Source organism: Paraburkholderia sp. J94, assembly GCF_905220285.1.
GTDB lineage: Bacteria > Pseudomonadota > Gammaproteobacteria > Burkholderiales > Burkholderiaceae > Paraburkholderia > Paraburkholderia tropica_A.
In genome coordinates, this window is record NZ_CAJMZH010000002.1 from 181,802 (window position 1) to 203,372 (window position 21,571).

Here is a 21,571-nt window from a genome sequence, read left to right on the forward strand (position 1 = left end):
GGCGGCGCTTTGATGCGCCGCCGTTTTGGCTTATTCAGCCTGCTCGCGATAATGCGCGAATTTCGACGTCTGCCCAATACCGGGATTGAAGCAGTTGCACGGATCGAGTGCTTCGTAAAACGCCTTGAGCGCGGGCTTCGCGTGATAAAGATGCCCGACGTTGTGCTCCGCCGGATATTCAGCGCCGCGTTTGTCGAGCAGTTTCCACATCTCATGTTCGAGCGCGAGGCAATCGTTGCCCTTGCGCACGATATAGTCCTGATGGAACACGTGGCAGAGAAAATGCCCGTAATACAGCTTGATGGCGATGGGCTTCTCGACGTTCGGGGGCAATGTCTCGAACCAGTCGCGATCGTTACGGCGCAAGGCGATATCGAGCGCGACGATATCCTCGACCTCATCGCCATGCACCGCGCGATAACGCACGGCCGCGCCCGCCGCCGCAAAACGATGCAGAAACGCCTTGCTGCCTTCTTCATCGGTGCATTCGAAGAAATCGCCGCTCATGTCCGCGAAATAGCGCTGCAAATACGCGCGCGTTTCATCGACGGTATCGGCCGATACCTTCAGCATCAAATGATGCTCGTAACGCTGGCGATAGTCCTTGAGGCGCGCGGGCAGATGGCTCGGAAACAGGTGGCTCAGCGCCTGCATCACGCGGTCGGTGAAATGCGCGGGCAGAAAGCCGAGCCGCTCGAAGAACGCATCGCAACGGCTCTTGAACGCGAACAGCCCCGGCAAGCGCTGCGTGCCGAGATGCTGGATCATGAGGAACATATCTTTGCCGTAACGCTCGGCGATATCGAAAGCGTCTCGATGCAGATACTCGCCCGCAATCGGCAGATTCGACAATTCCGTGAGCAGATAACGGCGCACATCGGTCAGTTCGGACGTTGCATTGGTGCCGATATAAAACACCTTCGCGCCCGTCTCGATAGGGAAAGTGTCGAGGCGCACCGCGAACACCATGACCTTGCCCGCCGATCCCGACGCTTCATGCAAGCGCAGCGGATCGGCGTTATAGCGCGCGGGCGTATCGGCGTTCACGTCGCGCACGTGTTCGGCGTAATGGCGGTCCGAGGCCGCGCCTGCGTCGTGGCGAATATCGGCTTCGGGCAGGTCGCCGCGATCGAGACGCGCGAGGATCTGCTCCGGCGTGTCGCCCAGCGCGATACCCAGATGGTTCACGAGGCTCAGCCTGCCTTGCGCGTCCACCTGCGCATACACGCTCATTTCCGTGTACGCGGGACCGCGCCGCACCAGCGAGCCGCCCGAGTTGTTGCAAACGCCGCCCATCACCGAAGCGCCGATGCACGACGACCCGATCACCGAATGCGGCTCGCGGCCAAGCGGCTTGAGCGTCTGTTCGAGTTGATCGAGCGTCGAGCCAGGCAGGCAAACGACCTGCTTGCCGCCGTCGATCACATAAACCTTGCGCATACGCGTCATGCTGACGATCACGACATCGCGATCGTAGTCGTCGCCGTCGGGCGTCGAGCCGCCCGTCAAGCCGGTATTCGATGCCTGCGAAATCACGATCGCATTCGCGGCCACGCAGGCTTGCAGCACCTGCCATTGCTCGACGAGCGAACCGGGCCGCACCACCGCCGCCACCTTGCCCTGGCCGAAGCGGAATCCCGTGCGATAGCGGCGCGTGGCTTCGTCGCCGGTCAGCACAGCGTCGCGGCCAACGAGCGATTGCAGTGCGGCGATCAGCGCGGGACGGCCTGCTGCGCGCGGCGCGCGGGACGAGACCGGGGACGGAGAAACGGTGGACATGCGAAAAACTCCTGGATCGAAGGGCGAAAACATACTCGACATGGGGCTTTCGCAACGCTTGCAAGAATAAGGGCGCGCGCCACCGCCGTCCAATATCGGAAGCCCGCTCGATCAAGACGAAAAAGATATAGATCGGCTTGCGCCGCCTCAGGCCTGGCGCGACGCCTCGCGCACGATGCGCACGAAGTTCTGCACGGTGGGCGCCTTCTCGCGCGGCCGATAGACGAGCGCGATGGTCGTATGCAGCGAGCCGCCCTTGAGCGCGTGATAGGTCACGCCCTTCGCCTGGATCTGCCGCATCGAAGACGGAATCAGCGTGACACCGAAGCCCGCCGCCGCCATGTTCACGGTCGACGAAATCTGCGGGGACTCCATGCTGATGACCGGATTGAAGCCCGCCGCGTGACATGCGCTGATGATCGAATCGTAGAGATCGGGGCCGATGGGACGTGGAAACAGAATGAGCGGATCGCCCGCAAGATCGGCCAGATCGATGCTGCGGCGGCGCGCGTAACGGTGGCGCGGCGGCAGCACGGCGAGCACGTCTTCTTCGACCAGCGTCTGCGTGGCGAGGCCGCGGCAGTCGAGCGGCAGGCGCACAAAAGCCGCGTCCACTTTCGCGTCGTTCACGCGTTCGAGCAGCACGGAACTATTGCTTTCTTCGCAGCCGATCGTCACGCCGGGCCACGCGCTGCGAAAGCGCTGCAACACCGTCGCCACCAGCGGATGAAACACCGTCGAACCCGCGAATCCCAGGATCAGCCGCCCGCTTTCGCCGCGCCCGGCGTTCTGCGCCTCGGCGAGCGCGAGGTCCGCGTCTTCGACGATCCGTTGCGCGCGCACGCGAAACAGCCGCCCTGCTTCGGTCAATTCCACGCGCCGCGAATGGCGAATAAACAGCCGCGTGCCGAGCTCCTTTTCCAGCTTGAGGATTTGCTGGCTCAACGGCGGCTGGGCGATGCCGAGCGCGTTCGCGGCCTCGCTGAAGTGCAGATGCTCGGCGACCGCGAGAAAATAGCGTAGCTGACGCAGTTCCATATCTTTTTCGTCTAGATCCGATCCGCGCAGTGTGGATCAGATCGGCGCGCGCGTCCATTACGCCAAATGGCGGATGCCTCAGCCGGTGCCCATGCGCGTCTGGTCGACGAACTGCTCGGTGGCGTCGTCGATCTTGCGGCCCCTGCGTCCGGTCGGGCCGTGAATGTAGACGGTTTTCATATCGACGCGCGCCGTGCCGTTCATGCCGGGCGGCGGCGTCATTTCGTATTTCACCTCGCGTTCGTGATCGGCGAGTTGCAGGCGCGGATCGAACACGGAATTGAACTTCCAGAGCATGCGCACGAAATTGGTCTGACCGCGCACGAGCAGATGCGCGGCCTGCCCCGCCGCGCCGCGCAACGCGGTCCAGCCCAGATGCTTGCGATTGAGCACCTGCTGCGTGCGCACCAGTTCCGCGTAGAACTCGGGCAGCGGTAGACGCGTCGGCACCACGGCGTGCTGAATATCGTAGAGACGATAGTCGAGACTCGTGAGCTGCCGCGATTCCTGCTGCCAGTTTTCGGTGCCCGGATACGGCGTATTCACGCTGATATTCACGATTTCGGGAATGTCGAGGCACCACTGGCGAATGGTCTCGAAGCGGTCGTGATCCCAGTCGGGATCGGCGATCAGATTGACGGCCACGGTGATACCGAGCGAACGCGCGAACTCCAGCGCTTCGAAGTTACGGTCGAGGCTGATGCGTTTGCGAAACGCCTTGAGCCCTTCCTCGTCGATCGCTTCGAGGCCGAGAAACATGTACTTGAGACCGAGCGCTTCCCACGCGCGAAACACGTCCTTGTTGCGCAGCAGCACGTCGCCGCGCGTCTCCAGGTAATAGCGCTTCTTGATGCCGCGCTGGCGAATCGCATCGGCGATCGCCATGCCGTGTTCGGCGTGCACGAAGGCCACGTCGTCGACGATAAAGACGCCCGGCTCGCGCAGCGCCGCGAGTTCTTCCACCACGACTTCGGGGCTGCGCGTGCGATAGCTGCGTCCGTAGAAGGTCCATGCGCTGCAGAACGTGCAGTCCCACGGACAGCCGCGCGCGAACTCGATCGACGCGCACGGATCGAGCGTGCCGATGAAGTATTTACGCCGATGCCGCAGCAGATCGCGCGCGGGCCGCACCGGATCGAGATGCTCGACGAAACGCGGCGGCGGACCGGAACCATCGCGCGTGACGACGCCCGCCACGCCCAGCAGATCACCGCCTTGCGCGACCACGGCAAGCAGATCGTTGATCGACGCTTCGCCCTCGCCGCGCAGGATGCAGTCGATCGCGCCGTCCGCGTGGCGCAGCAGATCGTGCGCCGTGAACGAGACGCTATGGCCGCCGACGAACACGAAGCACGACGGCAACGCGGCCTTCACGGCCTTCGCGAGATCGACGATTTCGGGGATATTCGCCAGATAATTGCCCGAGAAGCACAGCGCCTCGGGCCGCCAGTTGCGCACGCGGCGCATGAGGTCGCGGTGGGTTTCCACCTGGAGATCGAGCAGTTGCACCTCGTGGCCCGCATCGCGCGCGGTGCCGGCGACCGATTCGAGACCCAGCGGTTCGAGGCGCAAAAACACGCGCGTATACATCAGCCCGCTCGGGTGGACGGCAAGCAATCTCATGACGCCTCCTTGCACGGCGCGCATCGTGCGCGCGCCTGTTGCTCGATGCTTCGATGCGGTTCGCCTGGCACTGCCACGTGCGAGTCTACGCGCCTTCGCGCGAGCACGCTTTCAGGGGTGCCGCCTCCTCATCGTTGCTGCATCGGCAGGCCGCCGCGCAATCAGAAGCTGCCGAACAGCGAGCCCAACACGATCACCACGGCCAGCGCGATCAACGCACCGACGATGCTCACCACCACGAGGTCGCGATAGCTCTCGCGATGCGTCGAGCCGCAGACAGCCAGCAGCGTGACCACCGCGCCGTTATGCGGCAGGCTGTCGAGCGTGCCCGACGACATCACGGCCACGCGATGCATCAGCGCGGGATCGATGTGATGCTGCGCGGCGAGCTGCATATAGGTGTCGCCGAGCGCGTCGAGCGCGATCGTCAGGCCGCCCGAGGCCGAACCGGTCAGCCCCGCGAGCAGATTGGTCGCCACCGCGAGCGAGACGAGCGGCCCGCCGCCGATGCCGAGCACCCAGTCGCGCACGACCTCGAACGCGGGCAGCGCGGCGATCACCGCGCCGTAACCGACGAGGCTCCCCACGCTCAGCACCGGCAGCACCGATGCGTTCGCGCCCGCATCGACGCTCTCGCGCAACGCGGGCAGCCGCTGCCAGTTGAGCGCCACCAGCACGACGATGCCGAGCGCGAGCGCCACGCACACGCCCCACACGCCCGCGACCGCGACCAGCGACGTAGAACCCCAGCGCGGCTCGGCGAGATAGCTCGCATCGATGCGCGGAAACACCAGCATGTTCATCACGAAGTTCGTCGCGACCACCACCACGAGCGGCGCGAGCGCGACCCACGCGGGCGTCGCTCGCACCTCGCTCGACGCCTCCGCGCTCGGGCCGATTTCGGCGGGATCGAAGGTCTGCGCCACGCTCGCGCGCTCGCGCACGAGCGGGGTCTTGCCGCGCGAGGCGTCGTCGGCGCCGCCGTCGTGCGGCTCGACGAAGCCCTCGCCGTTACGCTTCGCCGCGGCGGCCGCGCGCCCGAGCCACCAGAGGCCGAAGCCCGCCATCACGCAGGTCGCGACGATGCCGAGCCCCGGCGCCGCGAACGGCGTCGTGCCGAAGAACGGCATCGGAATCGCGTTTTGCAGCGCGGGCGTGCCGGGCAGCGCCGACATCGTGAACGTCGCCGTGCCGAGCATGATCGTCGCGGGCATCAGGCGGCGCGGGATATCGGCGGAACGGAACAGCGCCTGCGCCATCGGCGCGAGCACGAAGAACGCCACGAACAGGCTCACGCCGCCGTAAGTCACGAGCGCGCCGCCGAGCACCACGGCCACCAGCGCATGACGCGTGCCGAGCTTGTCGATCATGAATTGCGCCACGGCGTCGACCGAGCCGCTGTCCTCCATCAGCTTGCCGAACAGCGAGCCGAGCAGAAACAGCGGAAAAAACTGCGCGAGAAAGCGACCCGTGCTCAGCATGAAAGTCTGCGTCCAGTGCGCGAGCACCGGCTGGCCCGAGATCAACGCGGCGAGCATCGCGCAGAGCGGCGCGAGCAGCAGCACGCTCCAGCCGCGATACGCGAGCCAGATGAGCAGCGCGAGGCTCGCGAGCATGCCGACGAGGCCGAGCGCCAGCGCGCCCGCGCTCATGGCTGCTCTCCGTCGAAGAGTTCGTCGAGCGTGAAGGTCGAGGTCACGCCCAGTTGCGCGCCGTCGCTGGCGAGGAACGCGTCGGCGTTGCGCCGCCCTTCGTCGCGCAGCATCGTCATGAAGGACCATTCCGCATTGAGTTTCGACGACGACCCAAGCGCTACGAGCATGTCGCTGTGCACGCGATGCAGCCGCATGGTGGCCCAGCGGCGGCCTTCCTCGCTGCCCGCGTCGGCGACCTTGTGCAGCAGCGCCATCATGCGCAGCTCCTTGATGAGCGGCGCGTTGAACGCGATCTCGTTGACCCGGTTGATGATCTCGCGCGCCGAGCGCGGCGTGCCCGCGCGCTCCACGGGATTGACCTGCACGAGGATGGTGTCGACCGAATCGGTTTCGCGGATCAGCGGCGTGATCGACGGATTGCCTGCGTAACCGCCGTCCCAGTACGCCTCGCCATCGATTTCGACGGCCTGGAACAGCGTCGGCAGGCAGGCCGAGGCGAGCAGCGCGTCGGGCGTGAGATCGGCGTTGCGGAACACGCGTGCCTGGCCGTTGCTCACGCGCGTGGCGGTCGTGAAAAGCTTGATGCGCGAGTTGCGCAGCGCGTCGAAATCGATGGTCTCGGCGAGAATATTGCGCAGCGGATTGAAGCTCGCGGGATTGAGGTCGTAGGGCGACGCCACGCGCGCCATCATGTCAAGCGCGACGAACACGGGCGAATGATCGAGCGTCCAGCGGCCCAGCAGCATGTCGACGAAGCCGCGCCGGAACGGGCTGAAGCGCGCGGCGTCGGCGACCCGGCGCCAGAACGATTCGAGCGCCTTGCGCGCGCCGGGCGCACCGTCGTGCGCGAAGCCGCTCGCGAGCACGGCGGCGTTCATCGCCCCTGCCGAGGTGCCGGAAATGCCTTCGATCCGCAGCCACGGTTCTTCGAGCAGGCGGTCGAGCACGCCCCAGGTGTAGGCGCCGTGCGAGCCGCCGCCTTGCAGGGCGAGGTCGACGAGCAGCGGTTCGGTGCGGGATGGCGTGTCACGTTCGGCGGGCATCGGGGCTCCCTTGATCTGCGACCCTTGGCGAGGTTACAGGAAAAGCGCGAAACGCCTCGCGCGGATGCCGCACTGCGCAAATTCATAGGCATTTCGTCTGGATCCGATCGCTTTGGTAGACTGGATTTTTCGTGCTTTCCCGGCGCGGCCGTGCCGGCCGCCGCTTCGTTTGCCGTCATCGTGACTTCGTCCGCCTCGCATCGCCCGCTTCCGCACCCGCTTCCGCGCCTGCTTGCCGATATCCGCGCCTGCGGGGTCTGCGGCGACGCGCTGCCGCTCGGCCCGCGCCCGGTGTTGCAGGCCAGCGCGACCTCGCGCCTCCTGATCGTCGGCCAGGCGCCGGGCGCGAAAGTCCACGCTTCGGGCATTCCGTGGGACGACGCGAGCGGCGAGCGCCTGCGCGCGTGGCTCGGCATCGGCAAGGACGTGTTTTACGACGACGCGCGCGTCGCCATCGTGCCGATGGGATTCTGCTATCCGGGCCGCGGCGCGAGCGGCGATAACCCGCCGCGCCCCGAGTGCGCCGCGCTCTGGCACGACCGCCTGCTCGCGCTGCTGCCGCAGGTGCGCCTCACGTTGCTGGTCGGACAGTACGCGCAGCGTTACATGCTGGGTACACGGCGCAAGGCGTCGCTGACCGAAACGGTGGAGGCCTGGCGCGAGTACGGGCCGGATTGCGTGCCGCTGCCGCATCCGTCGCCGCGCAATCAGGCGTGGTTCAAGCATCATCCGTGGTTCGAGCGCGACGTGCTGCCCGAGTTGCGCGAGCGCGTCGCCGCGTTGTTCGAGGCGGCGGCGGAGGCATCGCCCGAACCGCCCACGCGCCGACGCGCGCGCGGCGTCATGCTCCACCAGGCGCCTCACAAGGAGACCCGAAACATGACCGAAGCGCCAATCGCCATCCAGCGCGTCTACGCGCCGCTGCCCGACGACGGCCGCGCCTGCTTCCTCGTCGACCGGCTGTGGCCGCGCGGCATCCGCAAGGAAGCACTCGCCGGCGTGACCTGGGCAAAAGACGTCGCGCCGAGCACGGCGCTGCGTCAGTGGTTCCACGCCAGCGGCAACGATGCGGCGCACTGGGCCGAATTCCGCCGCCGCTATCACGCCGAACTCGACGCCAACCGCGCGGCCTGGCAGCCGCTCGCCGACGCCAGCGCGCAGCAGCCCATCGTGCTGCTCTACGGTTCGCACGACGAGGAACACAATCACGCCGCCGTGCTGCGCGATTTTCTGACGAAACATCGCCGCCACACATGACAACGCCCGGCGCGCGGGCCGGGCGTTGCGTTGGACTGTACGAAGTGTCCGCGAAGTGTCCAGACTGTCCGCGAGACAGCGCGGCCGGACACTTCAAACCACCTCAATACACTTCAGAACAGATCAGAACAGATACATCCCCGCGACGAACACGACGCCCGAGAACAGCAGCGTGGTCACGCAGTAACCCATGATGTCGCGCACGCCGAGCCCGGCGATCGCCAGCGCGGGCAGCGCCCAGAACGGCTGTGCCATGTTGGTCCACGCCTCGCCGTAAGCAATTGCCATCGCCGACTTGCCGAGGTCCGCGCCCAGCGCCTGGGCCGCCGGCATCACGAACGGGCCCTGCACGACCCAGTGGCCGCCGCCCGACGGCACCGCGAAGTTGATCACCGCCGAACTCAGGAACGCGAGCAGCGGGAACGTGTGCACGTTGGCGATATCGACGAACCATTTCGTGATCACGCCCGCAAGGCCCGAATGGTCCATCAGCGCCTGAATGCCCGCATAGAACGGGAACTGGATCATGATGCCCGACGCGCCCTTCGCCGCGCCCGCCACCGCGCGCGCATAGGCCATCGGCGTTTTGTGCAGCACGAGGCCGGCAGCGAGGAACACCAGATTCACGGTGTCGATATCGAGCGCGAACCCCTTCTCATGGAAGCGGACGCCCAGGAACACCACGCACAGCGCCGCGACCAGCAGCGAGAGCGAGCGGCTTTCCTCGATGCGCTCGGCGAAGGTCGCGTCGGGCCCGAGCTTGCGCTCGACCGTGGGCGGATCTTCGAGGAGCGCGGGATCGACCGAGACGACGTCCTCGGGCTTCGGCATCATCAGGCGCACGAGAATCGGCAGCAGCACGATCAGCGCAATCGTGATGAACGCGTTGTAACCCGTGAAAATGGTCTGCGAAACCGGGATCAGGCCGATGGTCTTTTCCATCGGATTGCCCTTCGTGGCCGCCACCAGCGGCACCGAGCCCGAGAGGCCGCCGTGCCACGTCAGAAAGCCCATGTACGCGGCCGCGACCAGCAGCCGGTAGTCGGTGCCGCGCACGCGGCGCGCGACTTCGCGCGAGAACATCGCGCCGAGCACGAGGCCGAAGCCCCAGTTGATCGCGCACGCAACCGCGCCCACGAAGGCCACCAGCATCACGCCCTGGCCCGGCGTGCGCGCGCAGCCGGCGAGCGCGACCAGCAGGCGCTTGACCGGCGCCGAGCTGGCGAGCGCGTGGCCGGTCACGAGTATCAGCACCATCTGCATCGAGAAGGCGAGCAGATTCCAGAAGCCCGAGCCCCACATCAGCACGAGCTGTGCGGGCGGTTGCGGCGTCAGCGAGAACGCCAGCACGAAGGTCACGACCGTCAACAGGATCGCGAAGATAAGCGGGTCCGGCAAAAATCGATGGACTACGCCGGTAAAGAAATTGGCAATGCGTTGAATCACCTGGTCTGCTCCTCGTCTTTCTGATTTGAATCCGGCTGCCGCTTCTGCTGCGACTTGGTGCGCCTGCTTCCTGCGGCGTGCCGAGCCGCGATTCTTGCACAAGCCACGCCAACGCGTGCGGCTCGCCCGCGCGCTGCCGTGCCCCGAAAATCGGTGCGCGTGCATACAAGTCGCCGAAATACCTCGTAATACGCGCAACCGCGCCCTAAATGGCTTATCTGCTAACGTTCGTGTTATATCGCAATAAAGTTATCGGGCAGTTCCAACCACCAAGGAGCAGCGATGCGCAAGCAGCTCGTCGGTGCGATGTTCGCCGGATTCGCCGCGGTCGTTGCGGCGCCCGCGCCGGCATTCGCACAGTCCCAGGCGTTCACGAGCACGACCGTCAATCTCTACGCCGGCCCCGCCGGCGATTACCCCCTCGTGGCGCAGGTGCCGGGCGGCGTTTCGGTCGCGGTGATGGGCTGCGTCTCCGGCTTCAGCTGGTGCGATGTGAGCCTGCCCGGCCTGCGCGGCTGGGTCTACGGCGGCTATCTCTCCTACCCATGGCAAGGCGCGCGCGTGCCGGTGATGAATTACGGCGCGACCATCGGCCTGCCGATCGTCACGTTCACACTCGGCGCGTATTGGGGCAGCCATTACCGCGACCGTCCGTGGTACGGCAATCAGGCGCGCTGGAACCGGCATCCGGGCGTGCGCCCGGGACCGCCGCCCGCGATCCGTCCGCCCTCGCAGGGCGGGCGTCCGCCTGGCGGCCAGGGTAATCGTCCCGGTCAAGGGCACGGACAGGGTCATCGGCCGCCCAATAACAGCGGCGCACGCCCGCCGGGCAACAACGCGCGGCCTCCCGGCAATAACGCTCGGCCGCCGGGCAACGCGGGTGGCCGTCCGCAAGGACAAGGCGGGGGTGGCGGGAGACCGCCTGGTGGAGGTGGAGGTGGCGGCGGCGGTGGCGGCGGCAATCGCCCGCCTGGAGGTGGTGGAGGTGGAGGTGGAGGTGGAGGCGGAGGTGGTGGTGGCGGCGGCGGACGTCCAGGCGGTTGATCGCGGCCGGGTGCGCGGCCAATGATTGCGCCCGCACCCAACCGACGAACCAGGCGCCAACCCAACCGCTTCAGAAGCGATACCCGATGCCACCCAGGATCACATCGGTATCGCGGCTATAACGCGTGACCACGCGATTCCACGTCACGCGCGCGTCCCAGTGATCGGAAAACCGATACGACGCCGATACCGAAACGAGTCCCGAAAGAATGCCGTCGCCGGTATCGCGCTGATCCTCGGCGTCGCCGTGATGAATCGCGGCATACAGGCCCGCGCCGAAGCCAAGCGTAAGGCAATCATCAAGAAAGGCGCGTGTAAGCCAGAGTTGCACGGTCGCGCCGTCGCGCCGCGCGGTCAGCCCGCTGCCCTCGTGCAGATAACCAATCGAGCCGTCGAGCCAGTGCGTGATGCCGCGCCGGTATTCGATCGATTCGGCGGCGGACGTCTCCGATTCCAGACTGTTGAGGATGGTCTCGCCCGCCATCAGCGTGATTTCGTTGTTCGTCACGTTGTGCGTGCGCGGCAGCGCAAAGTCGCGCGGCCCCGGCGTATCCGGCGCATCGAGTTGATAACCGATGCCGAGCATCAGCGCCGTGGTGGACGGCCCGCGCGTGACGCTCACGCGATTCAGTTGCAGATTCGCGGTCCAGCGATTGCTCGCATACCACGTGGCCCGCGCGCTATAGACCGCGCCCCAGCCGTGCGTGTTCGAATAGCCGAGCCCCTGTTTGGCGGCTTCGGTATCGAAATAGCGATACGGTCCCGCGCCCAGCGCGAACACGAAGCGCCGATTGTCGAGCGGCAGGCGCGCCCATGCCTGAATGCTCTGTCCATCGCGGTGATGGCCCGGAATATGGCCTTCATTGAGCCATGAAACGCTGCCGGCGAAATAGGTGCCGAAGCCTTCCATGTAATTCATTTCCCATGAATACGAATGATCGGAACCGCTCACGAGCGGACCGGCGAACAGCGTGAATTCCTGGGCGAAAGCACACCTGGACGACAACGACAACACCGCGGCAGCAACCGCGAAACCCCAGGCTTGCTTCATGACGTACACGACCCCGTAGCAGTGACAGCCGACGCGCAGCAGGCGTCGCCTTTTCACGGGAAATATCCGGTCATTCCATATCCGCTCATTACTACGGATAACGAACTATTACGGAAGAAAAAAATGCCGCACCTGAGTGCGGCATGCTCGGTTGCGCCGGGCTTAGCGCGCGTCGTGGCAGACGCGAACCGGATGATGATGATGGTTCATCTCGGTGTGGCAGACCTGGTGATGATGCGGAGCGGCGACCGCGGCGATCGGCGCGGCCATGGCGGCGCACAGCATCAGGGCGGACAGACGGGCGAACGGCTTGGCGATGACTTTCATGGGTGTACTCTCGGTGGACGGCAGCCTGGACTGCAACAAAAGGCAGCACTCTATCTCAAAGCGCCTCACATTTCGTTACACGCTTGTAACGATCGTAGCGCCGGATAATCGCCTCTTGACAAAATCCGTGCTGCATCGATTTCGCCCACGCTGCGCGGATTTCACGCCGTGCCGCCCTCTTCGTTCCAGAGGTCATCGTGCCCAACATCGTGTCCGTCGTGTGTCAGCCGCCGCAATAGCTCCTGACCTCGGCGCGTAAGACGCGGCGCGTAGCCGCGTTCGTCTTCGTCCATTTCGACGAGCTGGTAGCGCGCGAGCGCCAGAAAATCGGAATCGAGCGTCTGCAGCGGCGTATTCGCGTCGCGGATCAGCAGCAGCGCGGCCAGTTCGTGGTGACTGAGCATCGGATCTCTCCTGTCCAGAACTCACAGTGCTGACCAGCATAGCGGGCTAAACGTACAGTTTCGCTACAACCGTGTTTCGTCGCGTTACGGCATCGCGATCTTTGCGCCAGTAGTAAAAATGCGGCGCGCCGTCCGCAACAATCGCGAACGGCGCGCCGCATCGGCCATGCCCGTCGAGCAGGCCTTAATGCACCCTCAGTGGACCTTTAATGGATCTCGAGACGCTTGCTCGCGGCCGCTGCCTTCTTCGGCAACACGAGCGTCAACACGCCGTCGTTGTAGCTCGCACTCGCCTGCGCCTCGTCGACGTCGGCGGCCAGCGTGAACGAGCGGCTCACGCTGCCCGTATAACGCTCGCGGCGTAGCACGCGCTCGCCCTCCTTCAATTCGGCGCCGCGCTCGACCCTGGCCGCGATCGAGACCAGATTGCCGTCGATTTTCACGTCGATGTCCTGCTTGGCGACGCCGGGCATTTCCGCCTTGACCGTATAACCGGCATCGTTTTCCGTCACGTCGATGCGGATACTCGCCGCCTGCCCTTCGAGGCCGCCCGCGCTGCGCATCGGCCGGAACAACCCTTGAAACAGATCGGGTACACCGTCGAGCGTGAACGGATCGTGGCGAGAAATGGTGCTCATGACAGACTCCTGGAAAACTTCGAAAGAATGATGCGTTTGTCCGCGACTGCAAAGCGCGATGCTACGTGATGTTTCGTGATAGTTCACGCGCAACAATCCACCGGACTCCTTATCAATTCACGGAGATGACCAGGCTCAGCCTGATCTTTGACTCCCCGCGATCGCGCCTACCGCTCGAAGATATAGACGCCCGGCGCGTTTGCAAGACCCGCTTCAAGCTCACGCGCAAAAATTTTTTCGCTCGACTGCGCGTGCAGCCACTCAGCGAAGCGCGGCCACCACGAACCGTCGAGGGGCGGCGTCTCGTCGAAGAAGGTTTGCGGCGTGCGCCACGGCGCGTCCGCGTCGCGAACCGCACAGCGATAGTGACGACGCGGATGCCCCGGCTCCGACACGATGCCCGCGTTGTGCCCGCCCGACGTCAGCAGAAACGTCACCGGGTTGTGTGTCGATTGCAGCAGCCGATAGACCGACCGCCACGGCGATACGTGATCGCGCTCGGTGCCGACCATGAACATCGGCTGCGCGATATCGCCGAGCGAAACCGCGCGGCCATTCACCTCATAACGTCCTGCCGCGAGATCGTTGTGCAGATAAAGGCGTCGCAGATACTCGCTGTGCATGCGGTACGGCATGCGCGTGATATCGGCGTTCCAGGACATCAGATCGTTGGGCTTCGCGCGCTCGCCGAGCAGATAGTCGTTCACCGCGCGCGCCCAGACGAGATCGCGCATATTGAGCAACTGGAACGTTGCGGCCATCTGTTCGCCTTCGAGACAGCCTTGACGCGCCATCAGCGCATCGAGCGCCGCAAGCTCGCTCTCGCCGATAAAGAAACGCAGTTCGCCCGGCTCGCTGAAATCGGTTTGCGCGGCGAGCAGCGAGACCGAGCGCAGCGCCTCGGCGCCGATCGGCGCGGCGTCCTGGACAGTCTGCGACGACGACGGTGACTGAGTCGGCGACCCGAGCGCCGCCGCCGCGATCGCCAGCAGCGTGCCGCCGAGGCAATAGCCGACCGCGTGCACGGGCGCGTCGCCGCAACGCGCGCGGGCGGCCGCGAGCGCCTCGAACACGGCGCTCAGATAATCGTCGAGACGCCAGTCGCGCTCGGCCGGCGACGGGTTGTGCCACGACAGCATGAACACCGTGAAGCCCTGATCGACGAGAAAACGCACCAGCGAATTGTGCGGCTGAAGATCGAGCACGTAGTACTTCATGATCCACGACGGCACGACGAACACCGGTTCGCGCGCGACGCGCGGCGTGGTCGGCGCGTATTGCAGCAGTTCGCAGAGCGCATTGCGCCAGACGACCTTACCGGGCGTCACCGCCACATCCTTGCCCGGCTCGAACGCGAGCGGCTCGGGCGCGCCGCCCGCCGCGTGCCGGGCCTGCGTGACGCAATCATCGAGCCAATGCTGATAGCCCGCGACGAAGTTCGCGCCGCCGCTGGCGCGCGCGGCGTCGAGCACCGTGGGATTGGTCGCGGCGAAATTGCTGGGCGACGCCGCGTCGAGCCAGAGCCGCGCCATGAAACGCACGAGATCGGCGCGATGGGGATCGACGCCCGCGTCGGCCCCGGTCGCCTCGCGCCACCACGACTGCGTGCGCCAATACGCGTCGCGCCATGCGCTGTAGGGCCACGTGGACCACGCGGGCGCGGCGAAACGTTTGTCGGCGGGCGCATCTTGCGTCGATGAAACCGCGCCGGGCCACGCCGAACGCCACGCGCCCAGCGCGTCGGTCCATGCACGCGTGCCCAGCGCGAAGCAGGTGGCGGGCGCGCTCGCGAGATGCGTGCTCCAGTCGAGCCACGCGAGCGACGCCGATACGGGCGACAGGCCGCCCGCCTGCAACGACAGCGCCGCGCGCACCGCCAGATCGAACGGACCAAACGTACCAAACGATCCAAACGGATCAACCCCACTGGACGACGAGGCACCCGAAGCCTTCGCCCGCGGCGCTCCCGCACCGGCCGTCTCGCGCCCGGCGGCCTCCTCGGCACCGCTGCGCGGCGGACGCGGCTGAGCGCCCGCGCTACGCGTTCTCGTCGGCTTCATTGCATGTGCATCCCGCCGTTGATGGCGATATCCGCGCCCGTGATGAACGCGGCGTCGTCGGAACAGAGGAACGCGACCAGCGCCGCGACTTCCTCGGGCCGCCCGAGCCGCCCGACCGGAATCTGCGGCAGGATGCGCGTCTTCATCACCTCTTCGGGCACGGCCTCGACCATATGCGTGGCGAGATAGCCCGGCGATATCGTGTTCACCGTCACGCCCTTCTTCGCCACTTCGAGCGCGAGCGACTTCGTGAAGCCGTGCAGGCCCGCCTTCGCCGCCGCGTAATTGGTCTGCCCGAACGCGCCGCGCGATCCGTTCACCGAACCCACATTGACGATGCGCCCGAAGCCGCGTTCGAGCATGCCCGGCAGATAAGGTTTGGTGACGTTGAAGAGTGCGTCGAGATCGGTGCGCAGCACGCAGTCCCAGTCGGCCTTGGTCATCTTCACGAAGGTGCGGTCGCAGGTGATGCCCGCGTTATTCACGAGCACGTCGATGCGGCCCAGATCCGCGAGCACGCGCTCCGAGGTGCGCGCGCAGTCGTCGTGGTCGGCGACGTCCATCGCATAGTGTTCGAAGACGCGGCCCGCCGCGCGCTCGGCGTCGAGCCAGGCGGCCACGTGGTCGTTGCCTTTCGAGCACGTCACGGCAACCTTGAAGCCCGCTTCGGCAAGTCGGCGGCTGATCGCCGCGCCGAGTCCGCCCATGCCGCCGGTGACGAAAGCAATGCGCTCATCGGCCATGCTGACCTCCGCCCGCGCTCGATTCGTGCTTTTTCGACGCGCGCGCGCCGCCGCCCGACGCCGCGCTGGTGGCATCCGGCGCACCCGCCGCGGCCGCCATCGTGTTCGCGACGCTCGCCGCCTGCGCCGCCGCGCCGCTCATCGCGCGCTCGAACGCCGCCATCCACTCGCGCATCGGCAGGGCCGCGCCGTTCTTCGGGGCCGCCGTGCCGCGCTGCAACACGTCGAGCGAATTCTGCCAATGCTGTGCCATGTCGCGCGCGACGTCGCTCCACGCGCCCGCGCCCTGCATCGACGCCGTCACGCCCTCCTGCCAGAGCGCCGCGCTCGCGCTCAGATAGTCGCGCCAGACCGTTTGCGACGCCGCCGAAAAATCGCTCCAGTCCTGCGCGCCGTGCAGCGATTCGAGCGTGCCTTCGAGCGCATGGCGATCGCGTTCGAGGCGGCGCTGCCACAGCTTGAGCATCTGCTCGCGCCATTGCTGTTGCTGCACGAGCCAGCTCAGCGCGGCAGACGCGCTGGCGCGGCATGCATCGAACGATGGATGGGAAGCTTGAGTCATGATCGAGTTCCTCACGAGAGTGCGGGACCCGGCTGGGCGCCGGGCAGCATGACGACGCCGCCACGCGTTGCGCTGCACAAGCGCGGGCGGCAAGCGCGATCCCGCCACGCCGTGGCGCGCGCTGCCGCCTGATGCAACGCAACATGCGATACCACGCGGCCCGATCGTTCGGACTACGGCCTATCGCAACGTCAACGGGATCGAACCCACATCATAGGCACGAAGCCGCATGCCCGCGCGCCCAAAGACGCCGCAACGCCTGATTGAAGTCATATTTCGGGATACCCCCTACATCAAAACGCATGACCAGGCATGCGCTGGCTTCGTTTTTGCGACGGATCGACGCGCGGGCCGCCACGCTCACGCCGAGACCGGCGGCGGCTCGTCATGGCGCACGAGCATCACCGGACGGTCCGCCATACGCAGAAAACTCTCCGCCACGCTGCCGAGCAACAAGCGCTTCACGCCCGACAATCCGCGCGTGCCCATGACGACGAGATCGGCTTCCTCCTCCGCCGCGATGCGGTAGATCACGGCGGCGATCTCCTCGCCGTTCGAATCGGCGGCGCGCGTGGTGCCGCTCACGCCGGCGTCGGCGAGCGCGGTTTTCGCTTCGTCGAGCGCCGCGGTCGCGACGTCGGCTTCGGCGGAGTGACGCGTCTGTTCTTCCGCGAAACCCGTGCTGATATCGACGAGACGCGCCGGATGCTGCACGACGTACAACGCGATGACCGCGCTGCCCGTCGCCTTCGCGACCTTGATCGCCTCGTCCAGCGCACGTCGGCCGTGACGGCTGCCGTCGACCGCTACCAGAATCTGCTTGTACATCGTGACCTCCCGGGCTTCGCCCATGATGCGCGGCGAACGGCGCGTCGCCGCTCGCGCTATCGAAAATCGGTTCGCTGTGTTCGTGCTGTGTTCGTTATCGTTCCTTGCCGCGCCTTCTCTATAGATGAGGACGATCGCGCGCCGCTCAACGCATCGTCAGCACGGCCGCGCCCGTCAGCCGCCCCTCGCGCAGATCGGCAAGCGCCTCGTTCGCGCGCGCAAGCGGATACGGCGTGGTCTCGATGTCGAGCGTGTGACGCGCGGCGATCGCCATGAACGCCGCGCCGTCGTCGCGCGTGAGATTCGCGACCGAGACGATGCGCCGCTCCTCCCAGAGCCACGCGTAGGGAAACGACGGAATGTCGCTCATGTGGATGCCGCCGCAGACCACCGCGCCGCCCTTCGTCACCGCGCGCAACGCGGCGGGCACGAGCGCGCCGACGGGCGCGAACAGCAAGGCGGCGTCGAGCGGCTCGGGCGGCAATTCGTCGCTGCCGCCGGCCCACGCCGCGCCGAGCCGCCGCGCGAAGTCCTGCGCGGCCTTATCGCCGGGGCGCGTGAATGCGTAAACCGTGCGGCCCTGATGCCGCGCAAGCTGAGCGACGATATGTGCCGCCGCGCCGAATCCGTAGATGCCGATGCAGTCGGCCTCGCCCGCGAGCGTCAGCGTGCGATAACCGATGAGTCCCGCGCACAGCAGCGGCGCGGCCGCGACGCTGCTGTACTGGCGCGGCAGATGGAAGCAGTAATGGGCGTCGGCGACGGTGCGTTCGGCGTAGCCGCCGTCGATCGTGTAGCCGGTGAAACCGGGCGCGTCGCAGAGATTTTCGCGGCCACGCAGACAGAAGCGGCAGTGGCCGCAGGTGTGGCCGAGCCACGGCACGCCCACGCGGTCGCCGGGTGCGAAACCCGTGACGCCTTCGCCGAGCGCCGCCACGGTGCCGACGATTTCGTGGCCCGGAATCACGGGCCGCTTCGGTTGCGTGAGGTCGCCGTCGACCACGTGAAGGTCGGTGCGGCACACGCCGCAGGCCTCCACGTCGATCAGCAATTCCCCCGCGCGCGGCACCGGATCGGGAAGCTCCACGTCGCGCAGTCGCGGACTCGTGCCGTCGAACAGCATCGCTCGCATCGTCGTCCTCCTGGCGTGGCGCCGTGCTTGCCATGCGGTCGTGCCGCGTGGCGGTTGCGCGTCCGGCAGGCCGTGTGCAGCGCAGCGCGCACGGGGACGCATCGTCATTCATGTTACGCGGTCGGCACGCGCGCCGCGATAAGGGCGTCCGCTGCGACACGCGCGCGCAGGGGAAGATATCGGCATCTATCCGCGCGCATCCATGCATATTCGTGCCTATCGGCGCAGACGAAACCCCTTCGCACACTCAGCGAAAGCGCTTCCATCGAACGTGGCAACATAGCGCGAGCCCTGACGCCATGTCGGCGCCCCGCGTTCCCGTGGCGTACGCCGCGCATCGCCTCCTCGAACGCCTCGCGGCGCTCACGTGCCCGTCCTCTCGCGCGCGAACGCCTTCGCGCGCCGATCCGTCCGTCTTATGCCGCGCCGCCGCGCGCGACAGGAGCCACCCAGGCCCACCCAGGCCAAACAGGAGCCCGCATGAGCCCCCTCACCGCTTCCGCCCGCCCGCCGCTTTCCGACGAACAATTGCAGCGCATGGACGCCTGGTGGCGCGCCGCGAACTATCTCTCGGTCGGCCAGATTTATCTGCTCGCCAATCCGCTGCTGCGCGAGCCGCTGCAACTCACGCACGTGAAGCCGCGCCTGCTCGGCCACTGGGGCACCACGCCCGGCCTCAATTTTCTCTACACGCACCTGAACCGCGTCATCAACGAGCGCGATCTCGATCTGCTGTTTCTCGCGGGGCCGGGACACGGCGGACCGGCCGTGGTCGCCAACACCTGGCTCGAAGGCACCTACAGCGAGACCTGGCCGAACGTGCCGCAGGACGAGGAAGGCATGGCGGTGCTGTTCAAGCAGTTCAGCTTTCCGGGCGGCATTCCGAGCCACGTCGCGCCACAGACGCCCGGTTCGATCCACGAAGGCGGCGAACTCGGTTATGCGCTGTCGCACGCCTATGGCGCGGTGTTCGACAGTCCCGATCTGATCGTCGCCTGCGTGATCGGCGACGGCGAAGCCGAAACCGGGCCGCTCGCCACCGCCTGGCATTCGAACAAGTTCCTCAATCCGGTGACGGACGGCGCGGTGCTGCCCATCCTGCATCTGAACGGCTTCAAGATCGCGGGACCGACCGTGCTCGCGCGCATCGGCGACGACGAACTCGCTTCGCTGATGCGCGGTTACGGTTACGAGCCCGTGTTCGTCGAAACCGACGATCCCGTCAACGGTCACCGTCTGATGGCCGCCGCCTTCGACACCGTGTTCGACGAGATCGCGCGCATCCAGCAGTCGGCGCGCGCGCAGGCCGAAGCCGATCCCAAGGCGCAGATCGAGCGGCCGCGCTGGCCGATGATTGTGTTACGGACGCCTAAGGGATGGACCGGCCCGAAGTCCGTCGACGGACTCAAGACCGAAGGCTCGTGGCGCGCGCATCAGGTGCCGCTCGCGAACATCGGCAAGCCCGGCCATCTCGCGCTGCTCGAAAGCTGGATGCGCGGCTATCGACCCGAAGAACTGTTCGACGAACACGGCCGGCTCGCGCCCGAAATCGCCGCGCTCGCGCCGCGCGGCGAACGGCGCATGAGCGCGAATCCGCGTTCGAACGGCGGCGGACGCGTGCGCGAACTGCGCGTGCCCGCGTTCGAGCGCCACGCGGTGGAGGTGCCGTCGCCGGGCCAGGTCGACGCCGAAGCCACGCGCGTGATGGGCGCGTTCCTGCGCGAAGTGATGCGCGTGAATCTGCCGACGCGCAACTTCCGCATCTTCGGCCCCGACGAAACCGCCTCGAACCGCTGGTCCGATGTCTTCGACGTGACCTCGCGCACCTGGCTCGCCGAAACCACGCCCGACGACATCCAGCTCGCGCAGGACGGCCGCGTGATGGAAATCCTCTCCGAGCACACCTGCCAGGGCTGGCTCGAAGGCTATCTGCTGACGGGGCGGCACGGCTTCATGTCGTGCTACGAGGCGTTCATCCACATCATCGATTCGATGTTCAACCAGCATGCGAAGTGGCTGAAGGTCATCCGCGAGATTCCGTGGCGGCGGCCGCTGCCCTCGCTCAATTACCTGCTCACGTCGCACGTGTGGCGCCAGGACCATAACGGCTTCAGCCATCAGGACCCCGGCTTTATCGACTACGCGGTGAACAAGAAGGCCGACACGGTGCGCGTCTATCTGCCGCCCGACGCCAACACGCTGCTCGCCGTGACCGATCACGTGCTGCGCACCTGGAACCGCATCAATATCGTCGTGGCGGGCAAGCAGCCGCAGCCGCAATGGCTCGATATGGACGCGGCGATCCGCCACTGCGCGGACGGCATCGGCATCTGGCAATGGGCGAGCAACGACGAAGGCGGCGAGCCCGACGTGGTGATGGCCTGCGCGGGCGACGTGCCGACGCTGGAGACGCTCGCGGCCGTCGATCTCCTGCGCGGCTGGCTGCCCGATCTCAAGATCCGCGTGGTGAACGTGGTGGATCTGATGACGCTCGAACCCGCCGACCGTCATCCGCATGGTCTGTCGGACGCCGATTTCAACGCGCTGTTCACCGTGAGCCGGCCCGTGATCTTCGCGCATCACAGCTACCCGTCGCTGATCCACCGGCTCACGTACCGGCGCATGAATCACGCGAACATCCACGTGCACGGCTTTATCGAGGAAGGCACGACGACCACGCCGTTCGACATGACGGTGGTGAACCGGCTCGACCGCTTCCACCTGTGCGAAGCCGTGATCGACCGCGTGGAAGGCCTCGCGCAGCGCGCCGCGCACCTGCGGCAGACGCTGCACGACAAGCTTGCGGAGCATCGCCGCTACGTCGATGAATACGGCGACGACATGCCCGAGATCAAGAACTGGCGCTGGTCGCAGTCGCGCACCTCGCGCACGCCGCAAGCGGGCGGCGCGGCGTGAGGTTCACTGCGGCTCACTGAGGGCG

18 protein-coding genes and 1 pseudogene are annotated in these 21,571 nt (G+C 66.4%); 4 read left to right on the forward strand and 15 right to left on the reverse strand.

Going from position 1 to position 21,571, the window contains the following annotated elements; translation table 11 throughout:
• Positions 1–30 precede the first annotated feature (30 nt).
• The 5 genes from dld to U4Y88_RS04205 form a co-directional block, all read right to left on the reverse strand.
• Positions 31–1,779, reverse strand: a complete 1,749-nt coding sequence (gene dld / locus U4Y88_RS04185) for a D-lactate dehydrogenase (RefSeq protein ID WP_321782451.1) — start codon at positions 1,777–1,779, stop codon at positions 31–33.
• A 147-nt stretch (positions 1,780–1,926) separates the two neighbouring features.
• Positions 1,927–2,817 (reverse strand): LysR family transcriptional regulator, encoded by an 891-nt coding sequence (locus tag U4Y88_RS04190; RefSeq protein ID WP_321782453.1) that lies wholly within the window; start codon positions 2,815–2,817, stop codon positions 1,927–1,929.
• A 78-nt stretch (positions 2,818–2,895) separates the two neighbouring features.
• Entirely contained in the window at positions 2,896–4,440 is a 1,545-nt protein-coding gene (hpnR, locus tag U4Y88_RS04195) for a hopanoid C-3 methylase HpnR (protein WP_321782455.1), read from the reverse strand.
• A gap of 161 nt (positions 4,441–4,601) precedes the next feature.
• Positions 4,602–6,092 (reverse strand): GntP family permease, encoded by a 1,491-nt coding sequence (locus U4Y88_RS04200; RefSeq protein WP_321782457.1) that lies wholly within the window; start codon positions 6,090–6,092, stop codon positions 4,602–4,604.
• A complete protein-coding gene (locus U4Y88_RS04205; protein ID WP_224012278.1) occupies positions 6,089–7,138 on the reverse strand; it encodes a patatin-like phospholipase family protein in 1,050 nt (349 codons plus the stop codon). The genes U4Y88_RS04200 and U4Y88_RS04205 overlap by 4 nt, the downstream gene beginning before the upstream one ends.
• 180 nt (positions 7,139–7,318) lie before the next feature.
• Here U4Y88_RS04205 and U4Y88_RS04210 point away from each other — a divergent pair.
• Both U4Y88_RS04210 and U4Y88_RS04215 read left to right on the forward strand, forming a co-directional pair.
• Positions 7,319–7,921: pseudogene (locus U4Y88_RS04210) on the forward strand (uracil-DNA glycosylase family protein); the annotation flags it as partial.
• Between the two features lie 96 nt (positions 7,922–8,017).
• The gene (locus tag U4Y88_RS04215; protein WP_321782961.1) at positions 8,018–8,395 is read left to right on the forward strand and encodes a DUF488 domain-containing protein; all 378 of its coding nucleotides are present in this window, start codon (positions 8,018–8,020) and stop codon (positions 8,393–8,395) included.
• A 123-nt stretch (positions 8,396–8,518) separates the two neighbouring features.
• Here the strand turns inward: U4Y88_RS04215 and U4Y88_RS04220 are convergent, their stop codons facing one another.
• Positions 8,519–9,841, reverse strand: coding sequence for a TIGR00366 family protein (locus U4Y88_RS04220; RefSeq protein WP_224012279.1), 1,323 nt, complete (start codon positions 9,839–9,841; stop codon positions 8,519–8,521).
• Positions 9,842–10,123: 282 nt separating this feature from the next.
• Between U4Y88_RS04220 and U4Y88_RS04225 the strand changes: the two genes are divergently transcribed.
• The gene (locus U4Y88_RS04225; protein ID WP_321782459.1) at positions 10,124–10,885 is read left to right on the forward strand and encodes an SH3 domain-containing protein; all 762 of its coding nucleotides are present in this window, start codon (positions 10,124–10,126) and stop codon (positions 10,883–10,885) included.
• A gap of 70 nt (positions 10,886–10,955) precedes the next feature.
• Here U4Y88_RS04225 and U4Y88_RS04230 read toward each other — a convergent pair whose 3' ends face one another.
• The 9 genes from U4Y88_RS04230 to U4Y88_RS04270 all read right to left on the reverse strand — a co-directional run bounded on the left by U4Y88_RS04230 (position 10,956) and on the right by U4Y88_RS04270 (position 18,630).
• On the reverse strand, positions 10,956–11,936 hold the full coding sequence (locus U4Y88_RS04230) for a hypothetical protein (RefSeq protein WP_321782461.1): 981 nt from the start codon (positions 11,934–11,936) through the stop codon (positions 10,956–10,958).
• Between the two features lie 162 nt (positions 11,937–12,098).
• Positions 12,099–12,263 carry a hypothetical protein gene (locus tag U4Y88_RS04235; protein ID WP_224012282.1) on the reverse strand — a complete coding sequence of 55 codons (165 nt, stop codon included), beginning with the start codon at positions 12,261–12,263 and terminating at the stop codon, positions 12,099–12,101.
• Between the two features lie 161 nt (positions 12,264–12,424).
• Positions 12,425–12,667, reverse strand: a complete 243-nt coding sequence (locus U4Y88_RS04240) for a hypothetical protein (RefSeq protein WP_224012283.1) — start codon at positions 12,665–12,667, stop codon at positions 12,425–12,427.
• 206 nt (positions 12,668–12,873) lie between these two features.
• Positions 12,874–13,305 (reverse strand): Hsp20/alpha crystallin family protein, encoded by a 432-nt coding sequence (locus U4Y88_RS04245; RefSeq protein WP_321782463.1) that lies wholly within the window; start codon positions 13,303–13,305, stop codon positions 12,874–12,876.
• A 167-nt stretch (positions 13,306–13,472) separates the two neighbouring features.
• A complete protein-coding gene (locus U4Y88_RS04250; RefSeq protein WP_321782465.1) occupies positions 13,473–15,365 on the reverse strand; it encodes a PHA/PHB synthase family protein in 1,893 nt (630 codons plus the stop codon).
• Entirely contained in the window at positions 15,362–16,108 is a 747-nt protein-coding gene (gene phbB / locus U4Y88_RS04255) for an acetoacetyl-CoA reductase (RefSeq protein ID WP_321782467.1), read from the reverse strand. Before phbB ends, U4Y88_RS04250 begins: the two co-directional genes overlap by 4 nt.
• Positions 16,098–16,670 (reverse strand): hypothetical protein, encoded by a 573-nt coding sequence (locus U4Y88_RS04260; protein ID WP_321782469.1) that lies wholly within the window; start codon positions 16,668–16,670, stop codon positions 16,098–16,100. The genes phbB and U4Y88_RS04260 overlap by 11 nt, the downstream gene beginning before the upstream one ends.
• Positions 16,671–17,030: 360 nt before the next feature.
• A complete protein-coding gene (locus U4Y88_RS04265; protein ID WP_224012288.1) occupies positions 17,031–17,498 on the reverse strand; it encodes a universal stress protein in 468 nt (155 codons plus the stop codon).
• 145 nt (positions 17,499–17,643) lie between these two features.
• Positions 17,644–18,630 (reverse strand): zinc-dependent alcohol dehydrogenase family protein, encoded by a 987-nt coding sequence (locus U4Y88_RS04270; protein ID WP_321782471.1) that lies wholly within the window; start codon positions 18,628–18,630, stop codon positions 17,644–17,646.
• A 480-nt stretch (positions 18,631–19,110) separates the two neighbouring features.
• On the opposite strand from U4Y88_RS04270, the gene U4Y88_RS04275 reads away from it, so the two are divergent.
• Entirely contained in the window at positions 19,111–21,546 is a 2,436-nt protein-coding gene (locus U4Y88_RS04275; RefSeq protein WP_321782473.1) for a phosphoketolase family protein, read from the forward strand.
• The last annotated feature ends 25 nt before the right edge of the window (positions 21,547–21,571 follow it).